The following is a 21,211-nucleotide window of genomic DNA, read 5'->3' on the forward strand; positions in this document are numbered from 1 at the left end:
CGATCAGGTGGTGATCGGCTTCGACAGCCGTTTGGACATTATAGCCAACAATACGGGGCATGCGCGCTGTTGTTGCCATTGATCTGGCGTCTGGATCGCTGAATGAGACCTGTGTTTCTCCAGTCTCATCCATCCGCTGTTCAATTGATCTGTAACGCAAGGCCTCCTTTTGCAGAGGTTCCAGCTTTCGCAGGGTGCGTTCCATGCGGGCTTCAAGCGACCCGTCAGCCAAATGAGCTCCAGATCGCGCCCGCACGCACGTTCCAACCGTCGTGATGATTGAACTTGATTCAGATATCCATACAGTTAAATCCGCAGCATCAACCCCGGATGACAACCGGGCCGACCCGTCGCGGCAGGTTGCGCGCTGAAGCCAAGAACCGCCAAATCAAGCATGTCCGCGAAAGCATCAATCGCGCGGACGTGGCTATTCTCATCAACATAATCGTCGAGGTGTTCAGGCAGTAACATCGTCCGCTGCCGGTCTAAACCTTCGATGAAATGCGTCATGAACAACCTCCATACCGAATACGGAAATTATAGCAGCATCTGGATCAAAATGGGGGAGTTTTCACACAGCCTCTCCGCATAGCCGCCATCGGCACATATGCTGGTGAATAGCCTCTCATACCAAAGTCACTCTGCTGCGAATATCTGGTTAAATAACAGAACAAAACAGGGAGAGAACTGTAAAAGACTCTGTAAAATATTTTTATGGGTGTGTTGAAAAGCAATGTAAGTCATTGCTTTTATTGGTCGGGACGGAAGGATTCGAACCTTCGACCTACGGTACCCAAAACCGTCGCGCTACCAGGCTGCGCTACGCCCCGACTGAGGGCTTATTAACCACCAGTCGCGGGAATGAAAAGCCCTAAGACGCGTTGCAGGGCCAAGAAGTTGAAAATTGATCAAAAAAACTGTGACGAATTTGGCTTCCTGCTTTAATTCCAAGGGTTTCGGCCATGCCGCCGTTTATTTCAAGAACGGCGATTGATCCGTCTGGTCCGGGAATATGCGTCTCGTCCAAGGGTTTTGCGCGCTCGTGAATGGCCAAGACTTCGCCATTGGGGGCGATAAAAAGCAAATCGAGTGGAATCAATGTGTTTCGCATCCAAAAGGCCATGGGACGCGGCGAATCATACAGGAAAAGCATGCCCGACATCCGTGGCATTTCGGTACGGTGCATCAGACCTTGCGCACGGGATTCGTTGGTATCAGCGATTTCGATTTGAAACTGGGCCTGCCCCCATGGGCCGCGCAATTCGGCGGTGGTGGGGCTGCAATCGGCTAGTCCCGCCGAAGCTATAAACCCCGACAGAACAAAAGGCGCCGTAAAGCGCAAAACATGTGTAAACATGCGAGACGTTGTTAGGTTTCTAAATCGCTGGATAACACAGCCTCCCAAGATGTCACGGACGCGGCCATTTGGCCCCGCTCGCCGTCCACGACCCGCATAGCAACCGCTTCTCCGGGTTGAAGGTCTGCAAGCCCCGCAAGGTGCAACACTTCCACGTGTACAAAAACATCTTCAGGATAGCCAAACACATTGGCAAATCCAAATCCTTTAGTGCGATCAAACCATTTTATCCGCGCCGGAAGTAAGGGACCGGCTTCTCTTGCAACCGAATCAGAATCCCCTTCGCCCGTATCACTGTTTTTTTGGGGCGGTTTGATGGCTAAAACCCGCGTGGCCTGTATGCCGCGGCTGGTATCATGGATCTCGATTTCGACTTCAGCCCCTTCTGAGATAGAGCTTTGCCCGAAATTACGCAGCACGTTTGCATGCAAAAGGATATCCGGCCCGTCGTCGTCGCAGACGACAAAGCCAAACCCTTTTACAGGATCAAACCACTTCACGTACCCATGAACGATACGTCCTATTGCTAATTCTATTGTCATCCCAATACGCCTATTTGGCGCCTTTTATTATGTCCTGCCCGCGGTCCTTTTCGGCAAACACCGCCAAGGTTACAAGAGGTAATTTGAGATGTAGTCTAGAAGAAGTTAACCCTACGTCAACTAAACTATGGGTTGAGACGCACAATTTTCCAATCGGAATCAGTGTCTTCCCGAGTCCAACGGAACCGATCATGGAGGCGAAATTCGCCATCCGCCCAAAACTCGATCTCTGTTGGTTTAATGCGGAATCCCCCCCAAAACGGGGGCCGCGCGGGGGCTGTCCCCTTGGCGAGGGTGATTTTTGCTACTTTCGCGACCAATGCGGATCGTGAACTCAAAGGTTGTGATTGATCCGACGCCCATGCGCCGAGTCGGCTTTTCAGGGAACGGCTGGTAAAATAGGCGTCCGCCTGTGGCCCCTCCTCCCGCTCTACATTTCCCCGCACACGGATTTGCCGCCGCAAGCTCTTCCAATGCATCACAAAACTAGCGGTACCGCTTTGGGCGATTTCCTGCCCCTTTGCGCTGTTGTAATTCGTATAGAAAACGAACCCAGCGGACTCTATTTCTTTGAGCAAAACCATGCGCACATTGGGCATGCCTTGGGAATCCACAGTCGCCAAAGCAATGGCGTTCGGATCGTTCGGCTCGCTAGTTTCCGCCTCGGAAAGCCACCTTTGGGCAATCACAAAAGGGTCGTCACCCGCAAAAATATCTCTTGTCTCGCTCATGGTCGCCTCAAAGTTTTCTGACTGGTCTATTGGTTGGAGCACGCCAACAGACTTGATGCAACACTGACTATCGCTTATGGCAGGTATAATTTGGGGCGTATAAACGTAGGATAACACATGAAACTGATGGACGGTAAACGTGGCCTTATTATGGGGCTCGCCAATGACAAATCTATCGCTTGGGGCATCGCAAAGACCTGTGCTGAACATGGGGCCGAGCTGGCATTCTCTTATATGGGGGATGCTTTTAAAAAGCGCGTAGAGCCACTGGCCGCGACCTTGGGTGTGACCCAGCTTTTTGATTGCGACGCCTCAAACGCCGAGTCGTTGGACGCGATGTTCGCAGGCATCGAAGAAGCATGGGGCGAAATCGATTTCGTCGTCCATGCCATCGGTTTCTCGGATAAAAACGAATTGCGTGGCCGCTATGTTGACACGTCGGCGGCAAACTTCCGCATGACGATGGATATCTCGGTTTACACGTTTACTGCCGTTGCACAACGCGCAGAAAAACTTATGAAATCAGGTGGTTCCATGTTGACGCTCACCTACTACGGTGCCGAGCAAGTCATGCCACATTATAATGTCATGGGTGTCGCAAAGGCTGCACTTGAAGCCTCGGTGAAATACCTCGCCGAAGACCTTGGCAAAGATGGCATCCGCGTGAATGCAATCTCTGCAGGCCCTATCAAAACACTGGCCGCTTCTGGGATTGGCGATTTCCGTTACATCATGAAATGGAACGAATTGAACTCGCCCCTGCGCCGCAATGTCACCCAAGAAGAAGTCGGTAAGGCAGCACTCTATCTGCTTTCGGATCTTGGATCTGGAACAACGGGCGAGAATCTGCACGTTGACGCGGGCTATCACGTGGTCGGCATGAAAGCCGTCGATGCGCCCGATATCGACGCGACAAAAGGCAGCTAAACCATGACACTCGCCGCCTTTATCGCTGTCGCGCTTCTGCACCTTATGGCTGCTATCAGTCCGGGCCCCTCGGTCCTGATGGCGGCGCGCACGGGAGTCACGCATGGCTTTCGCGCAGCAACGGGTGTGGCCATCGGCATCGGAATCGGCGGCGTTATTTGGGCGGCGGCGGCCTTATTCGGCCTGTCGCTGCTTTTCGCGTATGCACCAATTTTATTGACTGTTTTCAAACTCGCGGGCGGCGCTTTCCTCGTTTATATGGCGATTAAACTGTTTAAACAGGCCGATACCCCCCTCAATACAGGCACCTCTGTGACGGCACCAAGTCTGGGTCGCGGCGTCCTTTTGGGGTTGATCACACAGTTGGCAAATCCCAAACCCGCGATCCTTTTTGCAGCCATCTTTTTGGGGACAGTGCCTTCGGACGCAGGCGCAACTGTCATCGCTGCTTTGCTCGCAATTGTCTTCTTTAACGAGACTGTTTGGAATATCCTTGTGGGGCGGATTTTCTCTCTCGAACGCACGCGGCGCAATTATCTCAACCTCAAAGGCACCATTGATCGCATTTTCGGTGGCCTCTTGGGGGCTTTAGGGCTAAAAATTGCCCTTACATAAGTTACCTTATCTGCCTGCAACCATGAAAGAGCTGCCATGACCGATCGTTTGCCACATGAAAAAGGCTTCCACATTAGCTGGGATCAAATCCACCGTGACTCGCGCGCTTTGGCGTGGCGGCTTGACGGCAAGGGGTCTGTGGACGGGTCTTGGCGAGCTGTTGTTGCGATCACACGCGGCGGCATGGCCCCCGCAATGATCATGGCGCGCGAATTGGACATCCGCACCGTGGATACAATTTCGGTCAAATCCTATGACCACCAAGACCAAAGCAAGGCGGAAATCCTCAAAGCGCCCGACGCGGCCCTGATGGGCGATGGCGAAGGCATTCTGATTGTCGACGATTTGGTCGATTCTGGCCGCACCCTTGAGTTGGTCCGCGCACTCTACCCCAAGGCCCATTTCGCCACAGTATATGCCAAGCCAAAAGGCCGCGCGATGGTGGACACGTTCATCACCGAAGTTTCCCAAGACACATGGATTTTCTTTCCGTGGGACATGGCATTGCAATACGTCCAACCCTATCGCGGCAAAGATTAATTTTTAAGGTACAGCATGAAATTTACCCTCAATCCTTTGATGGAATCCACTGCTGTGCCTCCGGTAATGGAAGCGCGACGTTGGCTTGACGGGGTTTCCTTCCCCGCCGACCAGCCGTTGATCAACGTCAGCCAAGCCGCTCCCGTGGACACCCCGCCCGCCGAAATGCGCGCCGCGATGTCCGAGGCAATTTTGACGCAAGCCGACTCGCATCTCTATGGTGCCGTTTTGGGCCGTCAGGATTTACGTGCCGCCCTTGCCGCGCGATGGGCCAAGGCTTATGGCGGCGAAGTTGCCGCAGAAAATGTCGCAATTACATCGGGTTGCAATCAGGCCTTTGCAGCAGTGATCGCCTGTTTGGCGGGCAAAGGTGATGAGGTCGTCATCCCGACTCCGTGGTATTTCAACCATCAAATGTGGTGCGATATGCAGGGGGTGCGTGCCGTGCCCCTGCCAGCGCAATCTGATCTTTTGCCCGACCCCGACGAGGCCCGCGCGCTGCTTACGCCCCGCACAAAAGCCATCGTTCTAGTCAGCCCCAACAACCCCGGTGGCGTCGAATACCCTGCCGAGCTGATCGCCAGTTTCCGCGACCTCGCACGTGAAAACGGCATCGCCCTGATTATCGACGAAACCTATCGCGATTTTCACAGCAAAACCGGCGCGCCGCACACCCTTCTGAACGATCCCGATTGGGACGACACGGTCATTTCGCTCTATTCGTTCTCCAAATCCTACCGCCTCACGGGCCATCGCGTTGGCGCAATCATCGCCGCACCGCGCTTTCTAGTTGAGGTCGAGAAATTCCTCGACACCGTCGCTATTTGCCCCAACCAACTCGGCCAGATCGGCGCGCTCTGGGGGATCGAAAACCTTGACGATTGGCTCGCAGGTGAACGCCTTGAAATTTTGGATCGACGCGCCGCGATCATCGAAGGTTTCCCCGCGTTAAAAGCACAAGGTTGGGAGCTCATGGGGGCTGGTGCGTATTTTGCCTATTTGCGCCATCCGTTTCAAATACCGTCGAACGAATTGGCCAAAAACTTGGTTAGTACAGCGGGCGTTCTCTTGCTTCCGGGCACGATGTTCCGCCCTGCGAACGACCCAAACGGAGCGCGCGAAGTACGCGTGGCCTTCGCCAATGTTGATCGTGCCGGAATAACGTCGCTGTTTGAACGTTTAACGGCACAAAAACCCTAACCTTTTACGCTCCCGCGACCTTACGCCCTTGCTCCCGTAGAACCAAACCCTTAAACATTCTGCAACAAGCGAAAAAGGGTAGGAAAATATGGCTATTGGCGGCAAACGTGGCATCTCACAGTTCTTTGTGTGGATCCTAATTCTCGGGCTTATTGTCGGGCTTGCGGGCTTTAGCATTACGAATTTCGGCGGTGGATCTACCCCCGTTGCCAAAGTGGGCAAAACCGAAGTCACCGCCGATGAGTATTACCGCGCCCTCAACAGTGAATTGAACCGGTATACTGAGCAATTTGGCACGCAAGTGACCCTTTCAATGGCCAACCAATTCGGAATTGACCAGAACCTGCGCCAACAGCTTTACGCCACGGCCGCCATCGACAATGAGGTGAAAAACCTTGGCCTTTCCGTCGGCGATGAACAGGTGGCGCTTGAGTTGCTTGACCAGCCAGAATTTCAAGGCATTGATGGCAATTTTGACCGTGCGGGTTACGATTTTTTCCTTCAGCGCAATGGCCTTTCAGAGAAGCAATTCGAAAATACGCTGCGGGTTGAAACTGCGCGTACATTGTACCAGCAAGCCATGGCGACGGGTATTGTGGTTCCTGAATCGCTGGCCGATCTGTCGATGGAATATATTGCCGGACGCCGCGATTTTGCATGGGGTGTTTTGAACGAAACAAACCTCGCAGAAGACATTCCAGAGCCGACCCCTGAAGAGTTAACCGCTTATCATGCTGAAAACCCAGCGGATTTCACCCTTCCTGAGAAGAAACGCATCACATACGCTTGGGTGTCTCCCGCCGATTTGATCGACACGATTGTGGTGCCAGAGGAAGACCTGCGCGCCCTTTATGACGACCGCGCGGAAATTTATATCGTTCCTGAGCGTCGGATGGTCGAGCGTCTTGCCTATCCTGACCTCCCAGCCGCCGAGGCCGCAAAAACCCGTCTAGATGATGGCGCCGCGACCTTTGGTGATTTGGTCACTGAACGCGGGCTGACCCTCACGGATATCGACTTGGGCGATGCAACTCGAGCCGATCTTGGCGATGCTGCAGACGCCGTTTTTGCTATGACCGAACCGGGCATTTTAGGACCCTTGAAAACCAGCCGCGGCCCCGCTTTGTACCGCATGAACGCCATTTTGACGTCACGCGAAACCTCCTTTGAGGACGCCAACGACGAGTTGCGCACAGAATTGGTGGAAGACGCGGCGCGGCGCTCAATTGAAGACAGTCTTGAAGATTTGGACGACCTTTTGGCTGGCGGAAACTCCCTCGAAGATCTTGCGAATGAAACCAATCTTACGTTGGGCACCATCGACTGGTCTGAGGATGTCACCGAAGGTTTGGCGAGCTATGACGCCTTCCGCACAGCTGCGGCAGAGCTGAATGCGGGCGACTTTGAAAAGGCGATCCTGCTGGATGATGGCGGTGTATTTGCCATGCGTCTCGACGAAGTCCTTGCGCCCCGCTTGCAGGACTTGGCTGACGTGCGTCCCGAGGTTACCGCCGCATGGCGCGACGCGCAAATTCGTGCCGCTCTCACCGAAATGGCAACCACATTCTTGGCCGAGTTCGAAGCCAATGAGGCCCCTGAAACCATGGGCATGGACATCACCATTGAAACCGGCTTGACGCGCACCGCCTTTATCGACGGCACGCCGGACGATTTCTTGCAGCGTGTATTTGCGCTTGCGGATGGTGAAGTTGCGTCCTTCCCCCATGAAGACAGCGTTATTTTGGTGCGGGTGGACGGGCGCAGTGGTCCAGACATGGAAGACCCCGAAATCGTCGCATTGCGGGAGAGTTTGGAACAACAGATGGCTCAATCCATGGCCAGTGACGTATTGATTTCCCTGTCGGCAAAATTGACCACCGAGGCCGGATTGACGATCAACCAGGCTGTGATCAACTCTGTACATGCAAACTTTCCACAATAATAACACCACCAGATAACGGCCCTGTTTTGCGGGGCCGTTTTTTCTTTCTATGGAGTTCCCCGTGTCCCTTACGCCATCTTTTGACAGTTTTGAAACGGGCTATAAAGCGGGCCGTAACCAAGTGGTTTTCACGCGATTAGCGGCCGATTTGGACACACCTGTGTCGCTCATGCTCAAGCTGACACAGGGTCGCAAGGACAGCTTCGTTTTGGAAAGTGTAACCGGTGGCGAGACCCGTGGCCGCTATTCCATCATCGGCATGAAGCCTGATTTGATCTGGGAATGTGACGGAAAAACCAGCCGCTTGAACCGCGAAGCGCGTTTTGATCGCGAGGCGTTTGCGGCCTGTTCTGCAGAGCCACTGACCGCGCTGCGCCAAATTATCGAAGAGAGCCGCATCGACATGCCGCCCGAATTGCCAAGTGCGGCCGCGGGGCTGTTTGGCTATCTTGGCTACGACATGATCCGCCTTGTGGAGCACTTGCCCGACGTCAATCCTGATACGCTTGGCCTGCCCGACGCCGTGATGATCCGCCCGTCTGTGGTGGTGGTTTTGGACGGGGTGAAGGGCGAGGTCATTGTCGTGTCGCCCGCATGGGCCAATTCGGGGCAATCCGCCCGCGCCGCCTATGCCCAAGCCGCCGAACGGGTGATGGATGCCGTGCGCGATTTGGAACGCCAGATGCCGGATGAAACACGGGATTTGGGCACGCAGGCCGAGCTTGGTGATTTGACATCGAACTTCACCCACGAGGGGTATTTAGAGGCGGTCGAGAAGGCCAAAGAATACATCCGCGCGGGTGATATTTTCCAAGTTGTACCAAGCCAACGCTGGACCCAAGATTTCCCCCTGCCGCCTTTCGCGCTGTACCGCAGCTTGCGCCGCACCAACCCGTCGCCCTTCATGTTTTACTTCAACTTTGGCGATTTTCAAGTCATCGGCGCCAGTCCCGAAATTCTGGTGCGGGTGTTTGACAAACAGGTCACCATTCGCCCCATTGCTGGCACCCGTCCCCGTGGCAAAACTCCGCAAGAAGATCGCGAACTTGAGGCCGATTTGCTGGCCGACAAAAAAGAACTCGCCGAGCATTTGATGCTACTTGATTTGGGTCGAAACGACACGGGCAAGGTTTCAAAAATCGGCACAGTTAAGCCGACCGAGCAATTTATCGTCGAGCATTATAGCCACGTGATGCATATCGTTTCCAACGTTGTTGGCGAGTTGGCCGACGACCAAGATGCGCTCTCGGCGTTCTTTGCGGGCATGCCTGCGGGCACAGTTTCCGGCGCGCCGAAGGTCCGCGCGATGGAGATTATCGACGAGCTAGAACCGGAAAAACGCGGGGTTTACGGCGGCGGTTGTGGGTACTTTGCGGCCAATGGTGACATGGATATGTGTATCGCCCTGCGCACCGCGGTGCTTAAGGATCAGAAGCTCTATATTCAGGCCGGTGGCGGCGTTGTCTATGATAGCGACCCTGAGGCCGAATATATTGAAACTGTCAATAAATCCAAAGCGATACGGGCCGCAGCCGAAGGGGCTGGCCTGTTCACACGTTCGGGAAACTCCTAGATTTACCGCTAAATTTACTGCGGCGCGACCTCAAGCAAAACAGCCGAGATTGGCGCGATTTGAACCGAGGACGGACGGTCCACCAAGGCCCAGGCTTTGAGCGCCGTCAGGGCGGTCACATCGCTGGGTGCAGTTACAACTGCCGCGCCTTTTTGCGTCGCCCTGAATATTGCCCGATTGAAAATCGTCCGCAGACGGTCTTGGGTTTCTTCTGGGGTGATCCCATAGAAAACCTGCACATGCGGCACGCCCGTTTTACTCGCCAATTGTACGGCGGTGTTTAGGCCAACATTCTCGGCCACCAGTCCATAGCCCCGATCGTGCAAAATCGCGATAACATGTTGCCACAGGCTGCGGCTTGTACGGGAGGCAGTCTCGGAGGGCAATTCCATCATCGCGACGGCCATTGGCAAGCTCACTTGATACTGAGCGAGGGTCACTTCGACGTCCTGCGGCGATGCGTTTTCAGGCAAGCTGGACAGCACAATAATTTCCGCTCCGGCGTCATAATACTCATAAGCGCGCTCGGAAGCGCCTTCCGAGGTGGGGTCGATCCCAATGCTGAGGGGCACGCCGAAATCGGCAATCAGGGCCAAGCGGTCGGCGTCTTCGCTGCGATCATCGCCTTCCAAAAGAAGGATGCCGATCAGGGGTTTTCCAGTGGCTTGAAAGGATGCTCGATTGTCGCGCAAAGCACTGGGCGGGGGGATTTCGATCGTGTCGCTTGCGACCTCTTGTTCGCCGTCTTGTGATACGCTGGGAAGACGGTTGACGCGCACACTAGGGGCGCGATTTACAAGGGCGTTTTCTTGGTCGTTGAAGGTCCCTACGGGCGTGCCAAATCCCTCGGTAACGACAGGACGCTCGGTGGCTCGTGGGGGTTGCGGGCTTTCAAACTGAACGCTCGGCGGCCCGTCCTCAGATTCGGCGTTGGACTGGGTGCGTTCGGGTTTAGATTGGGGTTGGGGCTGGTTTTCCTGTGGCAAAACTGCGGTCGATTCTGCGGACGGCTCAAGCGTGCGGGCAGCGGGTGACGCAGGTTGGGTTTGTTGGGCTTCGATGGGCGCTGCATTCTGGGTCAAAACATCTGACAGTTCTTCGCTCTGCGGCGCGGGAAGGCCGGTTGCCCCCTCGCCCACATCCACGGTGGGATCCGCAAGGATGACGATTTCAGCTGGGGGTGTTTCAAGCGGTGTTTGCACGGGTTTGGGCAAAGCGGGATCCACCACAATCGCGGGCGTGGTGGTGACAAGATCAGGCTCTGCGGGTGTTTCTTCAACGGCAGGCGTCTGCGGTGCATCTTGAGTTTGAACGGGGCTTTCGGATTGCGCGGCCTCAACCTCAGCGGGCACTTCTGGCGCCGCAACTTCGGGCGCGTCTTCTTGGCCCACAATGGGCGCCTCGGAATATTTCGCAGGATCAACATCAGGCGCAACAACTACTGCCACCACAATCAAAGCAAATGCACAGGCCAACCCCAGCAATGCACCCTTTAACACTCCACCCATAGGTCCCGTCCTTTTGCCAGTATCGGCATGCTCTATCGGCCAATTTCCCCAAGTTTACAATGGTTCAAACATCAATTACTCACCGAATTCCACGGTTAAGCCCTTGACCCTTGGGCGGCTCTCTGAACAACTATACCGCGATGATTGCGGGGAACCACCCCCTATTCCTAAAGGTGACAAAATGCTCCTGTTGATTGATAATTATGACAGCTTTACCTATAATTTGGTCCATTATTTGGGCGAATTAGGCGCAAATGTTAAAGTTATTCGCAATGATGACATGAGTGCGGTGGAGGCCATGGCCCTGCGTCCCGAAGCGATCTTGCTTTCGCCCGGTCCGCGCACCCCTGATAAGGCGGGCATTTGTTTGGATATGGTCAAGGCCGCCGCCGACGTGGAAATGCCTCTGATGGGTGTCTGTTTAGGGCATCAAGCGATTGGCGAGGCCTTTGGCGGTGATGTGATCCGCTGCCATGAAATAGTGCATGGCAAAATGGGCGCGATGCACCACGACAACACGGGCGTTTTCGCGGGGTTGCCAAGCCCGTTTAAAGCCACGCGCTATCACTCATTGGTGGTCGATCCGACCACCCTGCCCGCCACACTCGTCGCCAACGCGCGGCTTGAGGATGGCACAATTATGGGGCTGCATCACGCAACCTTGCCGATCCACGGTGTTCAATTCCACCCCGAGAGTATTGCCAGCGAACATGGTCATGCTCTGCTGAAAAACTTCCTTAACCTGTTACCCTCCACACAGGAGCGCGCAGTCGCATGAGTGAAGCCATGAAGCCCTTGATTGCTGCCGCTGCCGAACGGTCCTTGAACCCTGAAGAAGCGCGCGCAGCTTTTGAAATCCTGTTCACGGGCGAAGCCACCCCAAGCCAAATCGGCGGCTTCCTAATGGCGCTGCGCACACGCGGCGAGACGGTCACCGAATACGCCGCCGCCGCCACGGTCATGCGCGAAAAATGTAACCCCGTGACCGCGCCCGATGGGGCGATTGATATCGTGGGAACCGGCGGAACCGGCAAGCCAACCTTGCAAATCTCCACCGCCAGCGCGTTCGTTGTTGCGGGCGCGGGGGTCGTTGTGGCCAAACATGGCAATCGCAAATTATCCTCAAACTCTGGAGCTGCGGATTCCCTGACGCAAAATGGCGTTGAAGTGATGGTCGGCCCCGCGGTTGTCGAGCGCGCCCTCAAGGAAGCGGGCATTGCCTTTATGATGGCACCGATGCACCACCCCGCCACCAAACACGTCATGCCCACCCGCTCGGAATTGGGCACCCGCACCATCTTCAACATCCTTGGCCCTTTGACCAACCCAGCGGGCGTAAAACTGCAATTAACCGGCGCGTTTAGCCGCGATTTGATCCGGCCTATGGCGGAAACCCTGCTGCGCTTGGGCACAAAACGCGCGTGGCTGGTACATGGGTGCGACGGCACGGATGAGCTGTCGATTACGGGCGTGAGTTGGGTTGCCGAAGTGCGCGATGGCCGGATATTCGAATTCGAAGTGCGGCCAGAAGATGCCGGTCTGCCGACCCACCCATTTTCCGCGATCACGGGTGGCACCCCGCAAGAAAACGGCGATGCCCTCGCAGCCCTTTTGGCGGGAGATAAATCCGCCTATCGTGATGCGGTCTTGCTGAATTCGGCCGCCGCCTTGGTCATCGCCGGAAAATGCAATGCATTGCGCGACGGTGTAGCCTTGGCTGCGGATTCGATCGACAGTGGCAAAGCGATCAAGAAGCTGATAAAATTGGCTAAAATTACTTCAGGGGTCTAGGCTTTCCCGCCGCATTTTCCCTGGTTTTTGCGCGAATAAATCTTGGGAATGTACCTTTAAAGTTGCCCGCCGCCCTACCAAGGAATAGATAGAATTTATGAGCACAGTATTAGACAAAATCAAAGCCTATAAACTTGAGGAAATCGCCGCCGACAAGGTCGCGACACCCCTCGCCGAGATCGAAGCCCAAGCCAAATCCGCGCCGCCAACGCGCGGTTTTGCCTCCAGCTTGTTTCGCGCCACCCAACAAGGGTATGCGCTGATTGCCGAGATCAAAAAAGCGAGCCCCTCCAAAGGGTTGATCCGAGAAGACTTTGACCCTGCCGCCCTTGCGCAAGCCTATGAAAAAGGCGGCGCGACCTGTTTGTCCGTCCTGACGGACACGCCGAGCTTCCAAGGCGAGAAGGTGTTTTTGACCCAAGCACGTTCGGCAACCGAACTTCCCGTGCTGCGCAAAGACTTCATGTATGACACCTATCAAGTGGCCGAGGCCCGCGCGCTCCATGCCGACGCCATTCTGATCATCATGGCTACCGTTTCCGATACCCAAGCCGCCGAACTCGAAGCGGCCGCCGTGGAATGGGACATGGACGTGCTAATCGAAGTCCACAACCAAGAAGAGTTGGAACGCGCCGCCATCCTTGACTCGCCCTTAATTGGCATCAACAACCGCGACCTCAAAACCTTCGAAACAACGCTCGACACCACGCGCAACCTTTCCAAATTGGTGCCCGCGGGACGCACGATTGTTTCCGAAAGCGGCTTGTCCAACGCCAAGGATTTGGCCGATTTGGCCCGTTACGGCGCGCGCACATTCCTGATTGGCGAAGCTTTGATGCGCCAAAAAGATGTCGAGCATGCGACACGGACGTTGCTCGCCAACCCTCCCATGCCCTCGGGTTTTTAATGGCGGGTCTGACGCATTTTGATGGAGACGGACATGCGCATATGGTGGATGTCTCCGACAAGGCTGTAACCAGCCGCGTTGCCACGGCGCTGGGTCACGTCAAAATGCTCCCTGAGACCCTTGCCATAATCACAGAGGGCCGCGCGAAAAAGGGCGATGTCCTTGGCGTTGCACGGCTGGCGGGGATTATGGGGGCCAAGCGCACCTCTGATTTGATCCCGCTGTGCCATCCGCTCCCAATCACCAAAGTGTCGGTTGAACTAACGCCTGACCCCGCTTTGCCAGGGGTGCAAATCTCGGCGACGGTGAAAACCACGGGGCAAACGGGCATCGAAATGGAAGCCCTCACGGCGGTCTCGGTGACCGCGCTCACCCTCTATGACATGGTCAAAGCGGTTGAAAAAACCATGGTCATCGGCGACATTCGTCTGGTGATGAAATCCGGTGGTAAATCCGGCCTTTTTGAAGCGGAATAACCCATGATTTCAGTTGAAGAGGCGCTCGCAAAGACATTGAATTTGGTCAGCGAGCTTGAGGTGGAATCCGTCCCGCTTCAGGAAGCCGCAGGACGTGTTTTGGCCCGCGATATTGTCGCCACCCGCAGCCAGCCCCCTTTCGCCAGCAGCGCCATGGACGGCTATGCGGTCAAGGGTGTCGAAGTCGAGCCATATGCGATGTTTTCCGTGATAGGCGAGGCCGCAGCGGGGCACGGATTTTCAGGCACCGTCGGCGCGGGCGAAGCGGTCCGCATTTTCACCGGCGCGCCGATCCCCAAAGGCGCAGATTACGTTATCATCCAAGAAGATGTCGCCGTGCGCGGCAAGTTGATCACCCTCGATAGCGAGATCGAAAATCAGGATTACGTCCGTCCTCTTGGCGATGATTTCGCCACTGGCGACCGCATTCTAGCGCCGCGCGTTTTACGCGCAGGCGATATCGCCCTCGCCGCCTCGATGAACGCCCCCACACTTCAAGTTTACCGCCGCCCGATCGTGGCCCTTATCGCTACAGGCGACGAGTTGGTTATTCCCGGAGAAGTCCCAGGACCGGACCAAATCATCGCGAGCAACAGTTTTGGCCTCAAAGCGATGTTGGAGGAAGTCGGCGCACAGGTTCGCCTGCTTCCCATCGCGCGCGATACAAAACCCAGCCTGACCCAAGCCTTCACCTTGGCAAAATCCGCCGATTTGGTCGTCACCATTGGTGGTGCGTCGGTGGGTGACCATGATTTGGTCGCGGATGTCGCGGCGGAATTGGGCATGGAACGCGCGTTTTACAAAATCGCCATGCGGCCCGGAAAACCCTTAATGGCGGGGTGCGTTTTGGACGTGCCCATGGTTGGCCTCCCTGGAAATCCGGTATCCTCGATGGTCTGTGGACAGATCTTCCTTGTGCCAATGATCCGAAAAATGATGGGCCATCCTGATGTGCTGCCGCGCGAGTTAACGGCCAAATTAACCCAAGACATGCCCGCAAACGGACCTCGCGCCCATTATATGCGCGCAATTTTTTCGGCAGACGGCATCACTCCGCTTGCCCGCCAAGACAGCGGCCTGCTGACAGTATTATCGGCGGCGAACGCCCTCCTAATCCGCGCTCCACATGCGGGAAAAATCGATGCCGGCGCGATTGTCTCTTACTTGCCAGTCTAAATACACGCGCCACACGGTTGACACAAAACAAGAACATGGGTAGAACATTGGAGAACACAGGCGAAATTCGCGTGTGTTAACAATTGAATGCCCATCGTGCTGTGCCGCCCGCACGCCCAAAGCTCGTAACATTGGCCTTTGAATGTTGGCCACGGCAAGAGGATGAGACAGATGCTGACGAAAAAACAATTAGAATTATTGGCTTTCATCGACAAACGGGTTGAGCGCGATGGCGTTCCCCCCTCGTTTGATGAAATGAAAGATGCCCTTAATCTTCGCTCCAAATCCGGCATTCACCGCTTGATTACGGCGCTTGAGCAGCGTGGATTTATTCGTCGACTTGCCCACCGTGCCCGCGCCATCGAAATTGTGAAACGTCCGAATATCCTTGAAAATCAGCGACAGAGCAGTTTTTCACCGCGTGTTATTGAGGGCGACCGCCCCGAGACGCCCGCAGCGGCGATTGACATCAAACAATCCTATGCGATTGAATTGCCTGTTATGGGACGCATCGCAGCAGGGACACCCATTGAGGCCATTTCGGAACAATCGCACAGCGTGGCCGTTCCCGGCCAGATGATCTCAAGCTCTGGGCATCACTACGCCCTTGAAGTCAAAGGGGATTCCATGATCGACGCAGGGATCAACAATGGCGACGTGGTGGTCATTCGCGAAACCAGCGACGCTGAAAACGGCGATATCGTTGTGGCCCATGTCGAAGGCTATGAGGCGACTTTGAAACGGTTCCGCCGCAAAGGGGATATGATCGCCCTTGAGGCCGCGAACCCCGCTTATGAGACCCGTGTTTTGCCCGCAGGCCACGTGAAAGTTCAAGGGAAGCTCGTCGGGCTGATTAGAACCTATTGAGTTTTTTGCGTTATTTTTGAGGAATTATTGGCGTCGCTCTTTCTAAATGAGCGGCGCTTTTTCTTTTCAACGGGCGACCATAGGCGCTGCCCTTCGAGTTGATGTGCGGTGATCATTTTAAGACCCGACGGAGTTTGATACACAGCAATGCTCCCTGTTTTGCGCAACGTTATGGGATCAATAAGCATACACCCCTCCAGCGGCTCGCTTTTGACGTTGGTGACAACCAAATCATGGGTTCGACACCCCGCCTCAAGCAGTTCATTCGCCTTTTTACCCGAAAGCTGGAGGATGCTATATCCGTTAAATTCCGTTGAAACCTTACCTTTCGCACGCTCAAATTTTCCGCGCTCGGACGCGACCAACTGCGCGCTCCCGTCTCCGTCGTTTTCAAGCCAACTGTCGGCGACAAAACCCGCCCCTTTGGCTTTGCTTAACGCGCGCCCCTGTGGTGTCATCACACCCACAAGCGTGCCGGTGTCAGAAATCAGGATGTCTGGACGGGTTGTTTGGCTCCATATGGCAAATCCGCCAATAAGAAGTGGCACGCCCAACAAACGCCCATATCCCCGCCAAATGATCAAAATGACACCGCCCAAAGCAAGCAAGGGCAGGACGATGGGATCGGGCGTCACCACCAATCGCAAGGCCCCTTCGAGATGCGATACGCGCTCGGCAACTTCAAGAATCCACCAAATACCCCAGCGCATGACCTCCAGCGCCAGCCCCTGCAAACCAAAGGGCACGAGCAACACCGCCACCACCGCGGCAGGCATGACCAAAACCCCCATAAGGGGAACGGTGATGACATTGGCGATCAGCCCGTATTGCGCGATTTGGTTGAAATGCACGGCCGCAATCGGGGCCGTTGCGAGGCCTGCGATGAAGGATGAAAGCACAACGGCGAGCGCGCCACGCAGGAATTTGGGAATCGGGAGGGAAGGAAAATCCCGCATCGCGCCAAAAACGGCCACCAAGGCTGCCGTCGCCGCAAAACTCATCTGAAATCCAGGACCAGTGAGGCTCTCAGGCTGAAGGACAAGGATAATAATCGCGGCAATGGCGACGGCACGCAACGTCAGCGCCCGCCGATTGAGCAGGATCGCGGACAGCATCACCGAGACCATAATGAAGGCGCGAATGGTCGCCACATTGCCGCCCGACATCGCCAAATAACCCGCCCCAAAGGTCAGAGCGACGAGCGCCGCAACTTTTTTAACTGGAACACGCATGGAAACGCTTGGGAAAAACGCAAAAATGATCCGCACGGCCGCGAAAACAAACCCCGTCAACATCCCCATATGGAGGCCCGAAATGGCAAGCAGATGTGCGAGGTTACTGTTGCGCAGGTTTTGGAGGGTGGCGCGCGACATATCGGAGCGATCCCCTGTTAAAATCGCGGCGGCAAATGTCCCTTCCTCGCCGGGGATGGCCGCTTGAACGGCGGTCGAAATTTTGCGCCGAAAACGGTTTATCAAGAGGCCCGCTTTCCCATGACGTGCAGCAGTCAGGGCGAGAACGGGGCTGCGGGTATAGCCAACCGCGCCAAGCCCTTGAAACCATGCCATTTTGCGAAAGTTAAACCCGCCCGGTTCCACCGCTCCCGAGGGCGGCGAAAGATGGCCCGAGAGGATGACTGTCAAGCCAAGATCCAGAGCAATAAACCCCTGATCGCCGTGCAAGCTAACGCGCACCTTGCTTGGCGTGCGTTCAGGCGATAAATTGTCGAGGATGACGCGATCGAGCGTCAGGCGGGTCGCTTCTGAGGCGGAGCGATCGATCTTGATGACCCGCCCTTGAATAGGGCCGTAATAACGAAACGTAAGCACCGGTTCTGAAACGGCATGGCTGCGCACACCGGCGAGTAAAACGCCAGAGAATACCAGCGCGATGGCCAACAGAAACGGTGCTAAGTTCTCGCGGATGGTGGAAGCCGTGAAAAATAATCCAACAGTCACAAGGACAAGCAAACCATAATGTGCGATATTGGGCTCAAACCTTAGGGCAAAATATAGCCCGATCCCCATACTTAAAAATACAGGCACCCAAGGGAACAGGTGCCCCCTCTGCCCCGCAATTAGAGGCTGTGTTTTCCAACTCTGCAGGTTAATCTGCACGTTACGATTCTGCCTTCTTGTCCTTCGGGCCATGGCGGCCTAAAACCTGCCTTAAGTCTTTCCACATCTTGGTTTCTAGAAAGTTAATGCCCCATGTCTCACGTCGTCACCCGCATCGCTCCTTCCCCCACTGGCTATATGCATATCGGGACGGCGCGCACGGCGTTGTTTAACTGGCTTTATGCGCGGGGACGGGGTGGAAAATTTCTGCTGAGGATCGAGGATACGGACCGCGCGCGCTCAACCCCTGAGGCGTCTGAGGCCATTCTGCGCGGCATGGCGTGGCTTGGGTTGGATTTTGATGGAGAGGCCGTTAGCCAGTTTGAGCAGGCCGCGCGTCACCGCGAAGTTGCTCTTGAAATGCTGGCCAAAGGTGCCGCTTATAAGTGTTTCTCGACTCAGGACGAGATTGCCGCTTTCCGCGCCGAAGCGCAGGCGGACAAACGCTCGACCCTTTTTCACAGCCCTTGGCGCGATATCCCCGCCTCCGAACATCCCGATTTGCCCTTTGTTATCCGCCTCAAGGCGCCGCGTGATAGCCAGACGGTCATTCACGACGAAGTTCAAGGCGACGTGACCTTTCAAAACGCCGATCTCGACGACATGATTTGTTTACGTTCCGACGGTACACCGACCTATATGCTGGCTGTGGTTGTAGATGATTATGATATGGGCGTGACCCATGTAATTCGGGGGGACGACCACCTCGCCAATGCCGCACGTCAGTCGCATATCTATCACGCGATGGGATGGTCCCTGCCCGTTTACGCGCATATTCCCCTTATTCACGGCCCTGACGGCAAGAAATTGTCGAAACGCCACGGGGCGACGGGCGTCGAAGAATACCAAGAAATGGGCTACCTCGCGGCGGGCATGCGCAACTATCTCGCACGACTTGGCTGGAGCCACGGCAACGACGAGTTTTTCACCGATGCCCAAGCTTTGGAGTGGTTTGACACCAATGGGATTGGCAAATCACCGTCCCGTTTGGATTTCAAGAAACTCGACAATATTAGTGGCCAGCATTTTGCCGTCGCGGACGATGCTGCACTGCTGCAAGAAATGTCAGAATATCGCGCGGTACAGGGCGAAATTCCCTTTGATGAGACAACAAACGCGATGTTTTTGACGGCGATGTATTGCCTAAAGGATCGCGCGAAGAAGTTCGGTGATCTCGTTGATAAAGCACACTTTATTACCGTGAACACACCAATAATCCCCGATGAAAAATCGGCAAAAAACCTTGATGATGTATCCCGTGGTATACTGATGGAATTGACGCCGCAGTTGCAAAATGCTACTTGGGACCGAGAGACTCTAGAGGCCATCGTGGCCGGGGTCGCTGAGGCTCATGAAATTGGCCTAGGTAAAATAGCAGCGCCCCTTCGCGCCGCTCTGGCGGGACGGACGGCAACCCCCAGTGTATTTGACATGATGCTCGTGTTGGGCCGCGATGAAACCATCGCTAGACTCATACAAGCATCCAACTAAGAGTGGGTTTCTCCCTCTTTTGGAACGTTAACATTTGGTCCGCATGATCCGCATGGGACCGATTTGAGAGGAACTAAAATGGTAGAGAGCACTAAAAGCGCGACGCTGACAATTGACGGAAAATCCTATGATTTGCCGATTTACAGCCCCACCGCAGGGCCGGACGTTATCGATATTCGCAAATTATATGCCCAATCTGGCATGTTCACGTTTGACCCTGGCTTCACGTCGACGGCCTCCTGCGAATCCGACATCACCTTCATTGATGGCGCCAAAGGTGAACTATTGCACCGTGGCTATCCCATTGACCAGCTTGCCGAAAAATCTCATTACCTCGAGGTGTGCTATCTGCTTCTTTATGGTGAATTGCCAACGGCCCCCGAAATGGAAGACTTTGAGAGCCGCGTGACGAATCACACGATGGTCCACGAACAAATGCACAATTTCTTCCGTGGGTTCCGTCGCGACGCGCACCCAATGGCGACTTTGGTGGGCGTTGTTGGTGCGATGTCGGCGTTTTATCACGACTCAACCGATATCAACGACCTGATGCAGCGCGAAATTGCATCGGTGCGGATGATTGCCAAACTGCCGACTATTGCTGCGATGGCCTATAAGTATTCCATTGGTCAGCCGTTCGTTTATCCGCGCAATGATCTGGATTACGCGTCCAATTTCCTCCACATGTGTTTTGCAGTTCCCGCAGAATCCTACGAAGTGAACCCCATTCTCGCCCGCGCTATGGACCGTATTTTCACGCTCCACGCTGACCACGAGCAAAACGCCTCCACTTCAACCGTGCGTCTTGCCGGTTCCTCTGGGGCCAACCCTTTCGCTTGTGTTGCAGCGGGCATCGCCTGTCTTTGGGGGCCAGCTCACGGCGGCGCAAACCAAGCTTGCCTTGAGATGCTACAAGAAATTGGCACCGTCGATCGCATTCCAGAATTTATCGCGCGCGCCAAAGACAAGAACGATCCGTTCCGCCTTATGGGCTTTGGCCACCGCGTATACAAAAACTTCGATCCCCGCGCGACCGTGATGAAGAAATCGGCGGATGAAGTTCTTGAATTGCTGGGCGTTGAAAACAATCCAACTCTGCAGGTCGCCAAAGAACTCGAACGCCAAGCTTTGAACGACCCATATTTTACCGAGAAAAAGCTCTTCCCAAATGTGGATTTCTATTCTGGCATCATCCTCGAAGCGATGGGTTTCCCAACGTCGATGTTCACACCAATCTTTGCGCTCAGCCGTACCGTTGGTTGGATTTCGCAGTGGAAAGAAATGATCGGCGATTCCCAGCTGAAAATCGGTCGCCCGCGCCAGCTTTATACTGGTGCAACACGGCGGGACTATACCGACGTCGAAACGCGCTAAGCAGTTTCAGTCACAAAGAAAAAAGCGCCTCCAAGTGGGGCGCTTTTTTTGTTTCTAACAATGGATACTTTCTGAGC

20 protein-coding genes, 1 tRNA gene and 1 pseudogene are annotated in these 21,211 nt (G+C 55.1%); 14 read left to right on the forward strand and 8 right to left on the reverse strand.

The genetic code is table 11. The features are described from left to right. The 6 genes and pseudogenes from AB9F26_RS15510 to pdxH form a co-directional block, all read right to left on the reverse strand. A pseudogene (locus tag AB9F26_RS15510) lies at positions 1–232 on the reverse strand (IS5/IS1182 family transposase); the annotation flags it as partial. 74 nt (positions 233–306) lie between these two features. Beyond that, positions 307–510, reverse strand: coding sequence for a hypothetical protein (locus tag AB9F26_RS15515; protein WP_369768410.1), 204 nt, complete (start codon positions 508–510; stop codon positions 307–309). Between the two features lie 243 nt (positions 511–753). Continuing rightward, positions 754–830 (reverse strand) — tRNA-Pro (locus AB9F26_RS15520). Positions 831–871: 41 nt separating this feature from the next. After that, positions 872–1,357, reverse strand: a complete 486-nt coding sequence (locus tag AB9F26_RS15525; RefSeq protein ID WP_335586977.1) for a DUF192 domain-containing protein — start codon at positions 1,355–1,357, stop codon at positions 872–874. 11 nt (positions 1,358–1,368) lie between these two features. Beyond that, entirely contained in the window at positions 1,369–1,899 is a 531-nt protein-coding gene (locus AB9F26_RS15530) for a cold shock domain-containing protein (RefSeq protein ID WP_335586976.1), read from the reverse strand. A gap of 125 nt (positions 1,900–2,024) precedes the next feature. Next, entirely contained in the window at positions 2,025–2,630 is a 606-nt protein-coding gene (gene pdxH, locus AB9F26_RS15535) for a pyridoxamine 5'-phosphate oxidase (RefSeq protein WP_335586975.1), read from the reverse strand. 117 nt (positions 2,631–2,747) lie between these two features. Here pdxH and fabI point away from each other — a divergent pair, with 117 nt between their 5' ends. From fabI to trpE, 6 genes are all read left to right on the forward strand, one after another. Further along, entirely contained in the window at positions 2,748–3,557 is an 810-nt protein-coding gene (gene fabI, locus AB9F26_RS15540) for an enoyl-ACP reductase FabI (protein ID WP_039002141.1), read from the forward strand. Between the two features lie 3 nt (positions 3,558–3,560). Beyond that, complete coding sequence (locus AB9F26_RS15545; protein WP_369757912.1) at positions 3,561–4,172, forward strand: LysE family translocator; 612 nt, start codon at positions 3,561–3,563, stop codon at positions 4,170–4,172. A gap of 36 nt (positions 4,173–4,208) precedes the next feature. Then, positions 4,209–4,712 carry a xanthine phosphoribosyltransferase gene (gpt, locus tag AB9F26_RS15550; RefSeq protein ID WP_039002139.1) on the forward strand — a complete coding sequence of 168 codons (504 nt, stop codon included), beginning with the start codon at positions 4,209–4,211 and terminating at the stop codon, positions 4,710–4,712. A gap of 15 nt (positions 4,713–4,727) precedes the next feature. Next, the gene (locus AB9F26_RS15555) at positions 4,728–5,912 is read left to right on the forward strand and encodes an aminotransferase (RefSeq protein ID WP_369768411.1); all 1,185 of its coding nucleotides are present in this window, start codon (positions 4,728–4,730) and stop codon (positions 5,910–5,912) included. Between the two features lie 88 nt (positions 5,913–6,000). Continuing rightward, positions 6,001–7,854: a SurA N-terminal domain-containing protein gene (locus AB9F26_RS15560; protein WP_369768412.1), complete on the forward strand. Its 1,854-nt coding sequence runs from the start codon at positions 6,001–6,003 to the stop codon at positions 7,852–7,854. A gap of 61 nt (positions 7,855–7,915) precedes the next feature. Continuing rightward, on the forward strand, positions 7,916–9,427 hold the full coding sequence (gene trpE / locus AB9F26_RS15565; protein WP_369768413.1) for an anthranilate synthase component I: 1,512 nt from the start codon (positions 7,916–7,918) through the stop codon (positions 9,425–9,427). Between the two features lie 14 nt (positions 9,428–9,441). Here the strand turns inward: trpE and AB9F26_RS15570 are convergent, their stop codons facing one another. Further along, positions 9,442–10,935, reverse strand: a complete 1,494-nt coding sequence (locus AB9F26_RS15570; RefSeq protein WP_369768415.1) for a divergent polysaccharide deacetylase family protein — start codon at positions 10,933–10,935, stop codon at positions 9,442–9,444. Positions 10,936–11,116: 181 nt separating this feature from the next. Between AB9F26_RS15570 and AB9F26_RS15575 the strand changes: the two genes are divergently transcribed. The 6 genes from AB9F26_RS15575 (at position 11,117) to lexA (ending at position 16,152) form a co-directional block, all read left to right on the forward strand. Continuing rightward, on the forward strand, positions 11,117–11,713 hold the full coding sequence (locus AB9F26_RS15575) for an aminodeoxychorismate/anthranilate synthase component II (protein WP_039002135.1): 597 nt from the start codon (positions 11,117–11,119) through the stop codon (positions 11,711–11,713). Continuing rightward, positions 11,710–12,726: an anthranilate phosphoribosyltransferase gene (gene trpD, locus AB9F26_RS15580; protein WP_335584188.1), complete on the forward strand. Its 1,017-nt coding sequence runs from the start codon at positions 11,710–11,712 to the stop codon at positions 12,724–12,726. The genes AB9F26_RS15575 and trpD overlap by 4 nt, the downstream gene beginning before the upstream one ends. A gap of 97 nt (positions 12,727–12,823) precedes the next feature. Then, a complete protein-coding gene (gene trpC / locus AB9F26_RS15585; protein ID WP_335584189.1) occupies positions 12,824–13,633 on the forward strand; it encodes an indole-3-glycerol phosphate synthase TrpC in 810 nt (269 codons plus the stop codon). Next, complete coding sequence (moaC, locus tag AB9F26_RS15590) at positions 13,633–14,109, forward strand: cyclic pyranopterin monophosphate synthase MoaC (RefSeq protein ID WP_039002132.1); 477 nt, start codon at positions 13,633–13,635, stop codon at positions 14,107–14,109. The genes trpC and moaC overlap by 1 nt, the downstream gene beginning before the upstream one ends. Before the next feature lie 3 nt (positions 14,110–14,112). Beyond that, a complete protein-coding gene (glp, locus tag AB9F26_RS15595; protein WP_369768417.1) occupies positions 14,113–15,285 on the forward strand; it encodes a gephyrin-like molybdotransferase Glp in 1,173 nt (390 codons plus the stop codon). A gap of 171 nt (positions 15,286–15,456) precedes the next feature. Continuing rightward, the gene (gene lexA, locus AB9F26_RS15600) at positions 15,457–16,152 is read left to right on the forward strand and encodes a transcriptional repressor LexA (RefSeq protein WP_335584192.1); all 696 of its coding nucleotides are present in this window, start codon (positions 15,457–15,459) and stop codon (positions 16,150–16,152) included. Here lexA and AB9F26_RS15605 read toward each other — a convergent pair. Next, positions 16,146–18,269, reverse strand: a complete 2,124-nt coding sequence (locus AB9F26_RS15605; protein ID WP_335584193.1) for a ComEC/Rec2 family competence protein — start codon at positions 18,267–18,269, stop codon at positions 16,146–16,148. The two genes, lexA and AB9F26_RS15605, sit on opposite strands and share 7 nt — an antisense overlap. 93 nt (positions 18,270–18,362) lie before the next feature. On the opposite strand from AB9F26_RS15605, the gene gltX reads away from it, so the two are divergent. Beyond that, entirely contained in the window at positions 18,363–19,760 is a 1,398-nt protein-coding gene (gltX, locus tag AB9F26_RS15610; protein ID WP_369768418.1) for a glutamate--tRNA ligase, read from the forward strand. A 78-nt stretch (positions 19,761–19,838) separates the two neighbouring features. Continuing rightward, positions 19,839–21,134, forward strand: coding sequence for a citrate synthase (gene gltA / locus AB9F26_RS15615; RefSeq protein WP_039002128.1), 1,296 nt, complete (start codon positions 19,839–19,841; stop codon positions 21,132–21,134). Positions 21,135–21,211 lie beyond the last annotated feature (77 nt).

This window comes from Falsihalocynthiibacter sp. BN13B15 (assembly GCF_041205415.1).
Classification (GTDB): domain Bacteria; phylum Pseudomonadota; class Alphaproteobacteria; order Rhodobacterales; family Rhodobacteraceae; genus Falsihalocynthiibacter; species Falsihalocynthiibacter arcticus.

Coding starts and splice junctions, on each gene's coding strand:
- AB9F26_RS15515 (WP_369768410.1), bottom strand. CDS start 510: ATGACGCATTTCATCGAAGGTTTAGACCGGCAGCGGACGATGTTACTG.
- AB9F26_RS15525 (WP_335586977.1), bottom strand. CDS start 1,357: ATGTTTACACATGTTTTGCGCTTTACGGCGCCTTTTGTTCTGTCGGGG.
- AB9F26_RS15530 (WP_335586976.1), bottom strand. CDS start 1,899: ATGACAATAGAATTAGCAATAGGACGTATCGTTCATGGGTACGTGAAG.
- pdxH (WP_335586975.1), bottom strand. CDS start 2,630: ATGAGCGAGACAAGAGATATTTTTGCGGGTGACGACCCTTTTGTGATT.
- fabI (WP_039002141.1), top strand. CDS start 2,748: ATGAAACTGATGGACGGTAAACGTGGCCTTATTATGGGGCTCGCCAAT.
- AB9F26_RS15545 (WP_369757912.1), top strand. CDS start 3,561: ATGACACTCGCCGCCTTTATCGCTGTCGCGCTTCTGCACCTTATGGCT.
- gpt (WP_039002139.1), top strand. CDS start 4,209: ATGACCGATCGTTTGCCACATGAAAAAGGCTTCCACATTAGCTGGGAT.
- AB9F26_RS15555 (WP_369768411.1), top strand. CDS start 4,728: ATGAAATTTACCCTCAATCCTTTGATGGAATCCACTGCTGTGCCTCCG.
- AB9F26_RS15560 (WP_369768412.1), top strand. CDS start 6,001: ATGGCTATTGGCGGCAAACGTGGCATCTCACAGTTCTTTGTGTGGATC.
- AB9F26_RS15570 (WP_369768415.1), bottom strand. CDS start 10,935: ATGGGTGGAGTGTTAAAGGGTGCATTGCTGGGGTTGGCCTGTGCATTT.
- AB9F26_RS15575 (WP_039002135.1), top strand. CDS start 11,117: ATGCTCCTGTTGATTGATAATTATGACAGCTTTACCTATAATTTGGTC.
- trpD (WP_335584188.1), top strand. CDS start 11,710: ATGAGTGAAGCCATGAAGCCCTTGATTGCTGCCGCTGCCGAACGGTCC.
- trpC (WP_335584189.1), top strand. CDS start 12,824: ATGAGCACAGTATTAGACAAAATCAAAGCCTATAAACTTGAGGAAATC.
- moaC (WP_039002132.1), top strand. CDS start 13,633: ATGGCGGGTCTGACGCATTTTGATGGAGACGGACATGCGCATATGGTG.
- glp (WP_369768417.1), top strand. CDS start 14,113: ATGATTTCAGTTGAAGAGGCGCTCGCAAAGACATTGAATTTGGTCAGC.
- lexA (WP_335584192.1), top strand. CDS start 15,457: ATGCTGACGAAAAAACAATTAGAATTATTGGCTTTCATCGACAAACGG.
- gltX (WP_369768418.1), top strand. CDS start 18,363: ATGTCTCACGTCGTCACCCGCATCGCTCCTTCCCCCACTGGCTATATG.
- gltA (WP_039002128.1), top strand. CDS start 19,839: ATGGTAGAGAGCACTAAAAGCGCGACGCTGACAATTGACGGAAAATCC.